At 45.9% G+C, this 12,234-nt stretch carries 11 protein-coding genes and 1 pseudogene; 9 read left to right on the top strand and 3 right to left on the bottom strand.

Translation table 11 applies throughout. The annotated features are described in order from the left end of the window. The first annotated feature begins 163 nt into the window (after positions 1–163). Positions 164–547 (top strand): hypothetical protein, encoded by a 384-nt coding sequence (locus ACTQZS_RS13530; protein ID WP_441476273.1) that lies wholly within the window; start codon positions 164–166, stop codon positions 545–547. 126 nt (positions 548–673) lie between these two features. On the opposite strand, the gene ACTQZS_RS13535 is transcribed toward ACTQZS_RS13530, so the two are convergent. Then, the gene (locus tag ACTQZS_RS13535; protein WP_441476274.1) at positions 674–1,030 is read right to left on the bottom strand and encodes a hypothetical protein; all 357 of its coding nucleotides are present in this window, start codon (positions 1,028–1,030) and stop codon (positions 674–676) included. A gap of 330 nt (positions 1,031–1,360) precedes the next feature. Here ACTQZS_RS13535 and ACTQZS_RS13540 point away from each other — a divergent pair, with 330 nt between their 5' ends. The 6 genes and pseudogenes from ACTQZS_RS13540 to tnpA form a co-directional block, all read left to right on the top strand. Further along, positions 1,361–1,774 carry a hypothetical protein gene (locus ACTQZS_RS13540; RefSeq protein WP_441476275.1) on the top strand — a complete coding sequence of 138 codons (414 nt, stop codon included), beginning with the start codon at positions 1,361–1,363 and terminating at the stop codon, positions 1,772–1,774. A gap of 80 nt (positions 1,775–1,854) precedes the next feature. Beyond that, on the top strand, positions 1,855–2,400 hold the full coding sequence (locus tag ACTQZS_RS13545; RefSeq protein ID WP_441476276.1) for a type II secretion system protein: 546 nt from the start codon (positions 1,855–1,857) through the stop codon (positions 2,398–2,400). Positions 2,401–2,463: 63 nt separating this feature from the next. Further along, positions 2,464–2,775, top strand: a complete 312-nt coding sequence (locus tag ACTQZS_RS13550) for a hypothetical protein (protein ID WP_441476277.1) — start codon at positions 2,464–2,466, stop codon at positions 2,773–2,775. Between the two features lie 80 nt (positions 2,776–2,855). Continuing rightward, entirely contained in the window at positions 2,856–3,794 is a 939-nt protein-coding gene (locus ACTQZS_RS13555) for a type IV pilin protein (protein WP_441476278.1), read from the top strand. 187 nt (positions 3,795–3,981) lie between these two features. Continuing rightward, positions 3,982–4,140, top strand: a complete 159-nt coding sequence (locus ACTQZS_RS13560; RefSeq protein WP_441476311.1) for a hypothetical protein — start codon at positions 3,982–3,984, stop codon at positions 4,138–4,140. Next, a pseudogene (tnpA, locus tag ACTQZS_RS13565) lies at positions 4,103–4,448 on the top strand (IS200/IS605 family transposase); the annotation flags it as partial. The gene ACTQZS_RS13560 and the pseudogene tnpA, both read left to right, overlap by 38 nt. A 57-nt stretch (positions 4,449–4,505) precedes the next feature. On the opposite strand, the gene ACTQZS_RS13570 reads toward tnpA, so the two are convergent. Together ACTQZS_RS13570 and istA are read right to left on the bottom strand one after the other, a co-directional pair. Next, positions 4,506–5,252: an ATP-binding protein gene (locus ACTQZS_RS13570; RefSeq protein ID WP_441476279.1), complete on the bottom strand. Its 747-nt coding sequence runs from the start codon at positions 5,250–5,252 to the stop codon at positions 4,506–4,508. Continuing rightward, positions 5,249–6,865 (bottom strand): IS21 family transposase, encoded by a 1,617-nt coding sequence (istA, locus tag ACTQZS_RS13575; protein ID WP_441476280.1) that lies wholly within the window; start codon positions 6,863–6,865, stop codon positions 5,249–5,251. Before istA ends, ACTQZS_RS13570 begins: the two co-directional genes overlap by 4 nt. Positions 6,866–7,320: 455 nt before the next feature. Between istA and ACTQZS_RS13580 the strand changes: the two genes are divergently transcribed. Both ACTQZS_RS13580 and ACTQZS_RS13585 read left to right on the top strand, forming a co-directional pair. Beyond that, positions 7,321–8,580, top strand: a complete 1,260-nt coding sequence (locus tag ACTQZS_RS13580; protein WP_441476281.1) for a GGDEF domain-containing protein — start codon at positions 7,321–7,323, stop codon at positions 8,578–8,580. Positions 8,581–8,741: 161 nt separating this feature from the next. After that, positions 8,742–12,164 (top strand): EAL domain-containing protein, encoded by a 3,423-nt coding sequence (locus ACTQZS_RS13585; protein WP_441476282.1) that lies wholly within the window; start codon positions 8,742–8,744, stop codon positions 12,162–12,164. The last annotated feature ends 70 nt before the right edge of the window (positions 12,165–12,234 follow it).

The raw sequence follows: 12,234 nt of genomic DNA on the forward strand, positions 1-12,234 counted from the left end.
CACTTCAGCGAAGCATCAGAGAACGGATAGGCTCCTATATATGCACGAGGGTTGTGTGGATAAGGGAAGGATTTTATTTTGCGCAGTGGTTGTCAAACTGTTATTGCAATAGTATAATAGAAGAACAGACTAAAGTAAGCCATGATGGTTGTGGGGTGTTCTGGTGGCCATCTCGATTCCGATCTTCACATCGCAGTTGGAGAAGGCTAGAGAGGCGACGGATGAGGCAAACCTTAGAGCTGCATATGCAGAAGCTACTGCTGATCTACTCACAGGTCAAGTAGATGGCACGGATATTGACTACACCAAGACTTATTATTATGACACAACAACTGGTAAGATCACGACTACTGCAAAAGCTGCAGGCAAAGGAACTGCAACTGTTGCTGATAAAAGCGATAATGCGTATGCAGCATTCCAAGGGTCCGCAGCTGATGGCGGAATGTCTTATAAGGGTCAAAACGTGAGTGGTAAAAATATTGAAGTAAAATTCACAGCAGATAATGAGAGTAAAGTTGGCTCAGTTTTTGTGCAATTTGGCGCGTAATTCTTGAGTAGTATGTATGACGGACCCTCCGGAGAAATCTGGAGGGTTTTATCATATGGAAAATCCCTCATCACGAGGATGAGGGATATCACAGGAAATCAAAGCATGAATTCCTTTGAATCATTTTTATTTATTGGACGTTATTGTTACAGTTCCATCCTGCGCAATTTTTACAGTGAATACATCAGCAGCGGCCATTTTAGGATTATATCCTAACTGAGCATTACTTTCACTACTTACAGTGGTTGTTCCTTTGCCGTACTTTGTCACATTGGTACCCGAGCTAACAAGTTTTCCATTGTTAGCATCATAAATCAACGAAACTTCTCCATCCTGTGTTGATCCGAGCTGTTTATCACCGATCTTCTCTTCATTGAGATATGCCGCAACCGATGCAGCTTTAGCAGCACGAATATTAGCCAGATCAGTAGCTTCTCTAGCCTTCTCCAACTGCGATGTGAAGATCGGAATGGATATTGCCACCAGAATACCCCTGAGGCATGTATTCGTGACCTGTTCTGCACTATTACACGCGCCTGTCCATCGCTTGTAATGCCCCTAGACTATTGCGCAGAATGAGGCCATTTTCCGCAGATTTCGGAACCTGCGGGCGTAATATAAGAATGTGGTTCATCAGCCCATAGGAAGACGACCTGGATGGACCATCTGACCTGCAATTTTCAACGTGCACATTTGCACATAATGAGGTCGTTTTCCGCAATTTTGGGAACCTGTGGGCGTTATTATGAGAGGGGGAGTGATGCCCAATGAAACAGAATAAGAAAGGCTTTACATTAGGGGGAGCTCCTGATCGTGGTCGCCATAATTGGAGTACTTGTTGTAATATCCATCCCGATCTTTACCGCCCAGCTCAAGAAAGCTCGTTTTGCTACGAATCAAGCAAATGCACGCTCTGCGATGTCAGCAGCGATCACCTGTTTTCTGGAAACGCCGGATGAGGTCAAGGAAACGACAACGACGGATCGTGATCAGCATATGTATTTCAGATATGATACAAAAACAGGACAGTGCACATATGTGGGCTGGGGCAAGACAAGTCCTAATAATGAGATGGGATTTGAATATAAGGATTTTGCCAATATTGGTTACTCACAAAGCGGAGGAAAAGGAGAAACTGATATATCTAAGTGGAAGATGAACATGGGCGGTAAGCTATTAAGTACTGGGAAAATGTCTTATACCGTTCTCACCGACTGCGTTTACTGATATTGGGATGTTGCCATGCAGGGAGATGGAACTTTTCTTGCAATTGTGTGCTTGTGGTAATGAAAGGCAGGTGATTGGAGATGAAGGAAAAACAGAATAAGAAGGGCTTTACCTTAGCAGAGCTCCTGATCGTGGTTGCCATAATCGGAGTACTTGTTGCAATATCCATCCCGATCTTCAGTAAGCAGCTGGAGAAGGCAAGGGATGCAACATCGGTGGCAAATTTACGTTCTGCGTATTCACAAGCGATGAGTTATGTCATTGAATATAACGGTAACATTCCTTCTAACTATTTTACGCCTGCGGATAATCCCAATATCATCCTTTACGGAGGACCAGATTATGGCGGTAATATCACTGCCGTTAGAATAAAGGGAGTCTACCTGCATAGCAGTTCTGCTAACAATTGGAGCGGAATGGCAAACAATCTTCCATTTTATAATATTATTGCTAAGCCGAATGCAAAGGAACAGTTCTGGAAAGACTTAGATCCTTATAATCATGGTGACAGTGGTGAGTATAATGGCTATTACACTGTTGAATTCTATATGGTTAAAAAGAACTACGATGGTACTCCATCGGCAGTAAGGATTGAAAAAGCCAAGCATAACACACCGAATTATTGATACTATACTTAGAAACGACGATATCACTTACATGTCAGTAATAAATTCAAATGAGGATTGCAAATGGATTTGAAAGATTTCACGTCAACAGAACAGAAACAAATCAACGCCGGCCTTTCCACCGCTGAGATCAGTGATAAAGAGGCGGCTGACAAGATCCTTGCTCTCGTCCCACAGGAGTGGATCAAGAAGATTCCCTTCTTTGTGAGAAAACACGCAACGACGAAAACCATCGAGCGGATCGCTAGTCAGTATCCTGAGCTGTATGCAGTCGCAAAGAACCCGGGAGAGCTGCCGGAAAAAGAGCGTGAGGAGCTTAGAACGATCATCACGGATATCTTCAAAGAGAAGATGAACAAGCACAATATCAAGTAACGCCATTATCCATTACACTAGTTCTGGCGCTTGGAAATATCACAAGAGGTGTGCAGTGGGTGAAAGGAGGAGGCAACAATATGAAAAAGAATAGAAAAGGTTTCACATTGGCGGAACTCCTCATTGTGGTTGCCATCATTGCTGTGTTGGTAGCTATCAGCATACCGATCTTCAGTAGTCAGCTGGAGAAGAGCAGAAAGGCTGTGGATTTGGCTAATGTAAGATCTGCGAAAGCTGCTGCCGCAGCTGAGTACATGAACAGTGGTATGACTGAGAGTAAAACGTATTATTATGATGCGGCGACTGGTACGGTAACGGATCTTGAAACGGCAAGATCCTCGATTGAGGGTTACGGAAAATCACACCATCCTTTTGATTCAAAAAAAGACGGAGCCTCTGGGACGCCAAATACCGGAAAGGCAAGTGGGATAGTCGCGGTAACGATCAATACAGGCGGAACACAATCGGCTGTCTGGGAGCTGAAGGGATTAGTAGATGTAACATCAGATAATGTCAATGATTATGTGGTAAAGAACAAAGATGATACATACAGCCTGCAGTTTGAACAGGGAACACTTTCGTACGTCAACATAACAAATGGATCAGTCTTAAAGAATGTAAAGAATAAAGCAAACATTACATCAATTGTCTTTGGAAAAAATAATCTGTATCAAAACGAAGATAATCCACTGAACAATGGCGACACAAATAAAGGAATTCTCTTTGGCAGAGATGCGGAGACTGCTTTAAAGGATTATTCAAATCTTGAGAAAATCGATTTCTCCGGGATCACAATCGGACAGATTGATCTGCTGAATTTATCAAAATATGGCGTGACAAAGCTGAAAGAGGTAGTGCTTCCGGATCAGGATGGGTTGAAGTTCAACATTGAAGGAAACTGGTATTATTTTGATGACAATAACAAGAAAGTCAGTCTTAAGAGTGGAAATAATAGCCGAGTAGATACATCATCCAATTCTGCTTTAAAAGGGAAGACTATCTATAGAGTGTCTTCGTAAAGCGTGGGATACGGGTTTGTATAAGAGTTGCGATGCGGGGATCATTCCCTGCATCGCTTTTCTGCTTCTCTGTGGTTCTACATATCGGATTTTGTTTACACATGTTCGCTTTTTCAGAGTCCGGTACAGCCTATTCATGGTATACTGATTTTATCCAATTGATTTTTATATGCGGGGGACAGCTGCTATGATTCTTGACAAAAAGCAGATGACCGAGGAGGATATCAAACTCAATTACATCACGCCTGCCATCAACAGAAGCGGGTGGGTGAATGGCATCAACATTACCATGGAGACGAAGATCACGGATGGCCGGATCAGCCTCCGTGGCAACATGGAATTGTAAGTACCATGTTGTCTTCGCACCGAAATATAGAAAGAAAGATATTCTATGGGGAAAAGAGAGTGGAAATTGGATCAATAATAAGGCAGCTATGTAAGTGGAAGGGAGTGAATATATTGGAAGCCGAAGTGTGTCCAGACCATGTGCATATGTTGATAGAAATTTCACCAAAATAAAGCGTTTCTCAATTCATGGGATACCTGAAAGGGAAAAGCAGTCTCATGATATATGGGAAGTGGGGGAACATGAAGTACAAGTATCGGAATCGAGAATTCTGGTGCCGTGGCTATTATGTTTGCGTTTTGCGCCGCCGAGCGGACACCGGTGCGTTTGCCAGCGGACACTCGGCGGCGGCAACGGACAGCGGATTAATAAGTCACTTTCCGTTCAATCATTACGATATAGTGTTTCGTTACGCGCTTGAGCAGTGAGTTGGATGATACCTCATCCTCCATCAGCATGGAAGGCCATGCCTTTGGCTCGCGCTGCGAGCAGATCATACAGCTCCTTGACAATTCGTTCCGTTTTTCTAGGACATCGTACAGAGCCTTGACTTCATCATCCTCTGTGATTGGGTGCAGAAGAAAGTCGTCCAAAATCACAAGATCAAGATTGATGATTGCCTTTACTTTCTTTTGGTATTGCTTGAAATCTATCTTTCGAATGGCTGCCAGCTCACTTACCATCTCTTCACAGTGGTAGTAGCCTACACGGTATTCCCGGCATGCTTCTGCGCCGAGTGCCCTCGCAAGATAGGTCTTTCCGCTGTCAGAGGCCCCAAAGATACAAAGATTCATGCCGTTCTGGATGAAATCCAGAGATGAAAGTGTTTTGTTGATATCCTGTGGCTGGTACTGGCGTTCTTTTGAATCAACGCATTGGTCAAGACAGCTGTCACTGCCTTTCAGCTTCGCCTTCTTCAAACGCGATGTATAGCGGTTTGTAACAGTTATGATGTATTCGGCGTGGATGATGGCGCTGATCAGCTCCAGGCGGCCTGTATTAACAAAAGCTGGCTGCTTATAAAGAGCTTCAAGCTCCGCAGCCATATGCGGCAGCTTCAGCTCATCAAGTTCCTCCAGGATCGACTTCAGCTCCTTTGTTCCTGTATTCATCGCTGCGCCTCCTTTCCGGACTGGTCCGCGAGAGTACGGCTGCGATTCAGCAGTTTTTCCATGTCAGAGTAACTACTGTCCATGATGTAGGAGCCTTCGTTCCGCTTTTTATTCTTTTCGGTGTTGTAGCCCTCAACTCCAAGCTCTTCGGCTACCACGCCGATGGTATTTTTGATATAGGTGTATGTTGCTCTCTCGGCAGCGAGAGCGCGCCTGCAGCATTCCTCCAGAGCAGAGCGGCTATACTTCTTTCTAAAGCCAAGAACGCCAACACAGAGCCTATAGGTCTGAACCTCCAGCTTCCGGCTTCTGAGGATACGCTTGATCACCTCGGTTGTATTGCTTCCTACAGTTGAAGCTTTCCGGATAAAGTAGGTGCTGTTCCATTCCGAGAAATCTTCATAATTCTTCGGCAGGCGGCTGGAGTCCGTTTTCCATTCACCTCTGTAGGTGGCTCTGGGCCATTCAATGATCAGATCGCCTTCGAGGCTGAAGATCTTGACAACGGATGCGGTGGCACGAATGACGACTTTTTTGTGCAGATATGCTTTGTCTACGCTATAATAAGCATTATCAAAGCGTACGTGGAAGTCGCTTGATACCTTTGCCGTGGCCCGCTCCATGTAGTGGTATTGCGTGGAGGGGAGCGGCATCAGCTCTTCCTTTTCTTCTGCCCAATAGTAGGAGCGGCAATGTTCCTTCTTCTTAAACGGAGCGTCATTCAGCTCATCCAACTTCTCCCAGAGATCTTCGTTGAACTGCTGAAGCGAGAAATACCTGTGTTCCTCCAAGTCGTGGAAGAATCCCTTCTCGAGAATGCCGACCGCGTTTTCCACAGAGGATTTGAAACGGGGTTTCCGGACCTTGGCGGGAAGGATCACCGTGTGGTTATGCTCCGCCCATTCAGCATAGTCCTGATTCAGCTCCGGTTGTATCCAGTCCTTGTTTGCGATTACAGCCTGTTTGCAGTTATCACAAACAACGATGGCGGGGACGCCGCCAAAAGCCTTCAGTGCGTTGTTATTGACTTCGATCCACTGCATCTCCTTTGTGGATTCCATACCTTCAGCGTAGATGTACTGAGAATACGGAAGGATTGCAACAAATACGACGATCGGTGTGATCTCGCCGGTAAGGTGATTGATCAAATCGAAAGTCTTTCCGGCGAAGTCGACTTCCATCGTCTGGGCAATCACCGCTGTAAAGTGCGCTGTTTCGTAGTTCTCCTCGCACCACTTGCCGAAGAGCTCGCAGAACTGCCGGTACTGGTACGGCTTCTTTTCCTCGGCCTTGCAGCGCTTGACATAACGGCCCCAGCACACCTGAAGCGTCATGTTCTTTCTCTCGTTCATGAGTTTCAGGACCTGCTGGTAGTTGGGATACTCGTAACTTTCATCCCGGCCACCTTCTCCAGGTACCTTGCCATATACCTTCATGGCAATCCCGGCGTTCGTGATCCCGGGCGGGGGCGGGAAATCCAGGTCATCACATTTTTCGAATGCCTTCAGGAAATCATGCACTCCTGATTTTCCCGCTCCTGTCTGCTCCGCGATCTCACGAAGAGAAAGCCGCAGCACGTACCGCTTGGTTAGAATGTCCTTGTAGTCTAGCATAGCCTACCTCCAATAAATGAATTCCCACCACTATTGATGGTTATCATCAGTATAGGAGAATGGCTTTTAAATCATAAGGCTATAGTGTCCGCTCGCTCTGCTCCGCGTCCGTTTTGCTCCGCAAAACTGTCCGGTCTGTGGCGCAGTTTGCATTATGTTGATACAGTTGGAAAAAACACAAAGAAGATACAGGAAAATATTGCGCATCAGCTGGATGAAGACAGAGCTGCGGACCAACTGACGTTAGATCTGGGAGATCCGTTAGACGGGAAGAAGTGATGGTTTGCAAGTGGCGTATTGCACATGCGCTTCTGAGTGCTGCCAGTATTATGAGGGCTTAAGAGCCCGTGTTGTGAAAAACCACCAGCTCAGCTGGTAGATGTTTATTTTTGAACACAGTTATACAATATCAGTGGTATATTGATTTTGATCGTGAGGGTGTCAGTGGGGGGCCTATGGTTGGAAAGTGTATACGTCGATACAATTGCTATGGATTTGAGTCAGATCAGTATGACTCCTGCAAAGAACAGATTGCGGAGGAGAACTGGAAATCGGCGCGGATTCTTAATCATATTCTGATGGTCATGATGTTTGTTTATGCCATTCTGTCTTTGTCTGGCGTGATCAATCGTTCTTTTGCGCCTTGCTATGAGCTCTGCCTGGTCTATACAATCCTTGTGGAGGTACAGTTCGCGATGCCGCATCACAGGAAGACTGGCAATGTCCGGGCAGCGCGTATCGATATTGGTTCTGCCTGTGCCGGCCTGATGTTTTTCGGGATTGTTGCGTCCATTGTGGATCCTCATCAGGTAGCAACATCCTTCCTGGTAATGCAGGCCCTGGTAGCTCTGTTTCTGAATTATTCACTCGGTTATCTGATGCTCTTTGAGCTTGGCTGCATGCTGATTTTTGATATCAGCTCTTATCTTGTCAAGGCTCCTGCCATTGCTTCCTGGGATGTGCTCAATGCCTTTTCCTTCTTCCTGGTTTGCGGTTTTATTGCCTATTTCTTTCACAGGGAGAGGATTCATCACTATCTCATCAGTAATCACTATCACTTCATGGCAAATATTGACAGCCTGACCGGTCTGCTAAATCATCAGTATTTCTTTGCCGAAGTGGATCGGATTCTTTCCGGCATGCCTGATGCGGAGTATGTCTTTGCGGTGATCGACATTGATCACTTCAAGGAGATCAATGACCGGTTCGGGCATCAGGTTGGCGATTATTGTATTCGTGCGGTTGCTACAAATATGCTGTGGTCTTTGCTGCAGATTGCTCCGGAATCGTGCACGGATGTTGTCAATGATTTATTCCCGGCAGGAAAACAGGCATTTATTGATAATCCCGGTGCTTCCTATGAGTGCGATTATAAATTGACAAATAATGGTTTTGATAAAGCTAAGGTTGCGACAGGATGGATTGGCGGCGATGAGTTTGCCATTCTTCTTTCAGGCCGTGATCCGATGGCGAGAGTGAGGCTTGCCGCCGAAGCGATTCGTACGGTCAGGCTTCCTGACGGCAGTGGGATTACCTGTTCGATTGGATGTGTGCAGATCAGGGAAAGCGAGAGCGCGGGGGCAATCTATAAATGTGCGGATGATGCGTTGTATGCGGCAAAGAAAAACGGAAGAAATCAGATCTTTGCCGTGGATGGCCAGATCAGTCAGAGTGCGGAAGAACATTGTGATGAAAAGGATCAGACAAGGGTGTAAATGATGTGCGCAAGGAGGCGTTTTACAGTGACTGGTACGGTGTTGAAAATTTGCGGGGGGGGGGAGAGTCCCTGTATTCCTTATGATGTTGTATTCTGAAAAAGAAGTGTGTCAGTTATCAGTCTGCCGGAAAGCAGGAAATGAGAAGGGAGGAAGAGGACATGAAAGCCTATGCGTTTTCTGATGATACACGTGCATTTATCGAGAATGTCCCGATTCCGATTGCGGTGTATCAGTACGTTGATGAACAGATCAGGCCTCTTCTTGTTTCCAGGGCATATCTCTGTCTTTTTGGATACAGCAGCAGTGAGGAAGCAGTGTATGGTCTTGGCAGGGATCTCTATCGGAATGTGCATCCGGATGATATTGCGCGGATGGAGAAGTGTGCTTACGACTTTGCCATGCATAAGCATGACTATGATATTGTGTTTAGAAACCGCCGTCAGGATCAGGAGGATTATCATCTGATTCATGCGATTGGTAAATATATTACGGTAGATGGTGCTGATATTGCTTTTATCACGTATACAGATGAGACGGCAGATACGGGTAAGGACCGTCTGCTCACGGCAGTGCTGACATCTCTGTCTGACAAGTATACGCCATCTGAAAGTACAGAATTTGCAAAGCATTATGACAGTCTGACCGGACTGCAGAATATGACGCATTTTTTCGATGATGCCGTATCCGGCATTGCGAAGATCCGGGCAAAGAAGCAGGTGCCTGTCATCATGTATTTTGATCTGAGTGGACTGAAGGAATATAACAGCAGGTATGGCCTTGAGGTTGGTGACCGGCAGATCAGGGCTCTTGGCGAACTGATCAAAACGTATTTTGGCAGGGACAGAGCTTCCCGGTTTGAAAGTGACCACTTTGCCGTCTATGCAGAAAATGACCGGATTGAAGATAAGCTGAATGACTTGTTTGCCAGGATGAATCAGCTTGGTGACGGCAATAATCTGACGGTGAAGACCGGCATCTTTAAGTATGACAATCCTGATACCAGACTGACAGATGCCTGTGACAAAGCCAGACTGGCGTGTGAATCCCTTTCCCGGACAACTGTCTCTGCATATGCGTGGTTTGATGCCGATATTCAGAAAAACAATGCCATAAAATTCCATATTATGCGGAATTTTGACAGGGCACTGGAAAATGGCTGGATTCATGTCTATTATCAGCCGATCATCCGCACCATGACCAGAACAGTGTGCAATTGTGAGGCACTGGCAAGGTGGATTGATCCTGTTTATGGCATGATTTCTCCGGCTCAGTTTATCCCGATTCTGGAGGAAACCGGTCAGATCTGTCAGCTGGATCTTTATGTGTTTGAACAGGTTTGCAAAGACTATGCAGAGGCTATGAAAGAAGGAATCATTCCGATTCCGGCATCTGTGAATCTGTCCAGAAATGACTTTCTGCATGATGACCTTCCGGATGCGATTGACCGGATTTCAAAGAAGTATGCGGTATCGAGAGAGTTTACCAATCTGGAGATTACGGAAAGCTTTTTTATCAGAAATATAGATAAAGTGGACCGGTTCATTCAGCGCTTTCATCAGATGGGCTACAAGGTGTGGATGGATGATTTTGGATCCGGATACTCATCTCTGGGGGTATTGAAAAACTATTCTTTTGACAAGCTGAAGCTTGATATGTCTTTCCTGCGGGATTTTGATGAGAAGTCCCGGAAGATTATCACGGCTATTGTGCGCATGGCAAAGAAGCTGGATATTTCTACTCTGGCCGAAGGAGTTGAAACAGAAGAACAGTTTCTCTTTTTGCGGGAAATCGGATGTGAAAACATACAGGGGTATTTCTTTGCGCCTCCGATGCCGGAAGAGAAACTGAAATCGTATTTTCAGCAGCGCGGTCTGGAGCCTGAAAAGGCGATCTGGAGATCTTATCTGACCAGACTGAGCCGCATTGACTATCTGACGGATGAGTCTTTGTGTGTTGTGGATGATGATGGTGAAACACTGAAGATTCTCTTTGCGAATAAGGCTTACAAAGAGATCCTGGCAAGGGATAATGTGCATAATCTGACTGAATGGGAGCACAGGATCAATATGCCCGGTGATCCGATCCACATCTTTCATCGGCAGTTTGTGGATCAGCAGCTCAGAAGGAAAGAAGGACCGCAGACAGCAGCCTATCCTTCCGGTGATCACTATATGCAATTGACAGCATCTGTGGTGGCCAGACAGGGCAGTCATTATCTGTATACCGTTCATATACAGTATGTGAAGGTAAATGTTGCGGATCTCCAGCAGGCATCGCTTGGCGCGATGAGCGATCTGTACTATTTGTGCAATGATATTGCAATCTATGACCTTGAAAATGATACGGTTCTGGGCATTAAGTCTTCTCTGTCGGATCAGCCGATGGGGGTTGGCACAGAGCTTCATCATATTGATGCGGTGATTCATGCCTGGAGGATGAATTACTGCTATCTGCCTGATCAGGAGCGGCTGGCAGATTTTCTGGATGTCACTACTATGAAAGCACGTCTGGAGAAAAGCAGGAATAATGCACTGATGGATTTTTTCCGGAGTATGACGGCATCGGGAGAATATCAATGGTTTCTGCATATCCTGATTCCCGTGCAGAGATCAGATTTTAATAAAGTATTGCACGTGACGGTAAGTGCCGTCCTGCCAGAGGCAGATATTCAGGAGATTGTGGCTTTGTATCACCAGGAATACAAGGATCATACGCATGTGGAGATGAGCGGGGATATTCTCTGGAAGAATTTGATCATGAATGCAAAACGCATGTATTTCTGGAAGGATGACAGGCGCAGGTTCGTTGGGGCAAGCAAGAGCTTTCTTCAATATTTTGGCATTCAGTCTGAAAAAGAGATCATAGGCAAAACCGATGAGGATATGGGATGGCATATTCATCCGGGGCCATTCAGAAGGGATGAGGAAGAAGTTCTCAGGAAGGGCAGGAAGTTTTATCTGCGCAATGGGGACTGTATTATCAATGGCTCTAATCAGCATATTGTTGTCAGTAAGGTTCCGGTCTATCGTGATGGCAGAATCATAGGAATTCTGGGAACGATGATTGATGCTGCAGAAGAGCAGCAGTCCATTGCAGAAAGCAGGAGGCTTTCATCTGTTGATCCAGTGACCGGACTTGCCAATGCCCGTGGTGTTTCGGATGGTGTCTATTCCTTCCTCATTGAGCGCTGGCGGACAGGCATGAATGTTGCGATGATCGAGGTGTATGTGCCGGAATACCGGGAAGTAAAAAAGCTTTATGGAGACAGCTCTGGCGATCGTCTTCTGCAGAAAGTTGGCTGTATTCTGAAAGACTGCGCTGGCAGGAATTGTATCATTGGCAGAACCCAGGAAAGCTATTTTAACCTGATCATGAGATTTACCAGCAAGGAAGAAGTCAGAAACATTGCCAGAAAGATCCGGACAGCCATAGAGTCTGTGCGGCAGGCAGGTCAGTGGAGCGGCAACTGCAGTGTTGTCATCAGGGCTTCCTATACGGATCCGTCCAGCCGTGAGCCAAATGCCTATCTGAGACGTTTGTCCGGCCTCATTCTCAATAATGAAGATACGGAAGAACTGTGACAGAGCAAAGCTGATGATCCGGTACATCCGATGATTACATGCAGAAATGCATGGGAAAAGGAATATTGGT

This window comes from Bilifractor sp. LCP19S3_H10, assembly GCF_052119185.1.
Classification (GTDB): Bacteria; Bacillota; Clostridia; order Lachnospirales; family Lachnospiraceae; genus Bilifractor.